The sequence below is a fragment of the Paenibacillus sp. NPDC057886 genome (genome assembly GCF_042796655.1).
Classification (GTDB): domain Bacteria; phylum Bacillota; class Bacilli; order Paenibacillales; family Paenibacillaceae; genus Paenibacillus.
The window spans coordinates 1-1,109 of the sequence record NZ_JBHVMZ010000040.1 but is presented as its reverse complement, the minus strand read 5'-3'; the positions used below and the strand labels follow the sequence as shown (position 1 = coordinate 1,109).

General features: G+C 41.0%; 1 pseudogene. It reads left to right on the top strand.

Features of this window, described 5'->3' with window-relative positions:
• Nucleotides 1-303: 303 nt before the first annotated feature.
• Nucleotides 304-861: pseudogene (locus ACFVQB_RS34435) on the top strand (AAA family ATPase); the annotation flags it as partial.
• Nucleotides 862-1,109: the final 248 nt, after the last annotated feature.

Below are 1,109 nucleotides of genomic sequence, written 5' to 3'. Positions count from 1 at the left end.
CCATCACCTCATTACAGCATATGATGATATTCAAAAGGTGCTTGTACGGCTGTCATTCATGAAAAAAATGAGAAATATACCCAACATTTCCCGAAAAATAAAAATAAATGGTTTGTCCTCCCGTTTCTGCTGAATACAATAAGAAATGAAAAATATTTCTCGGGAAAGCGCAGGATTCAACATCATTCCCGAAGAGAACGGAAAAAGTGACAGATAAAGAGGAAAACAGGTCTCATGATGATAGGCGGATGTCACGGAACCGCTTCATAATGAGTAAGATAAAGAGAGAACAGAGAGGTGAGCATGTTGGAGCGCGCTGTAACCTATAAAAATAACGGACAAATTAACATCATTCTTAATGGCCAAAAGCAAGTGCTGACAAATGCGGAAGCTGAGGCGGAATATCAGGCCGCCCTGCAAAAAAATGAAGCCAAGCACAGCATTCTGAAAGAAATTGAAAAAGAAATGAACACATTAGTGGGTATGGAAGAAATGAAACGCAACATTAAAGAAATTTACGCGTGGATATTCGTCAACCAAAAACGGGCCGAACAAGGGCTGAAAGTCGGAAAACAAGCTCTTCATATGATGTTCAAAGGGAACCCCGGCACCGGGAAAACCACCGTTGCGAGACTGATCGGCAAGCTTTTCTTCGAAATGAACGTGCTTTCCAAAGGACATCTGATCGAAGCGGAACGTGCCGATCTGGTCGGTGAATACATCGGACACACGGCGCAAAAAACGAGAGATCTGATTAAAAAATCGCTCGGCGGCATTTTATTCATTGATGAGGCATACTCACTTGCAAGGGGCGGAGAAAAGGATTTCGGTAAAGAGGCGATTGATACGCTTGTCAAGAACAAGGTTTTAACTTTTATGTCACTACTAAGATTGATATCCCTAGACCAGAGAGCAATTACACATACCAATGGCAACAGTACTCAGATAAGCTTGAACAAATAAAAAGACTTCATTTTGATGAACTTAAAACGGTGGGGGAAATATCAAAGGAGCTTAATATTCCAGACTGGAGCATTTTGAATCTTTTTAAGGCGAAAAAAGTGGACAAGCTTTCTTATCCTGAATTGTCAAAGAGGAGAAGAGCAAAG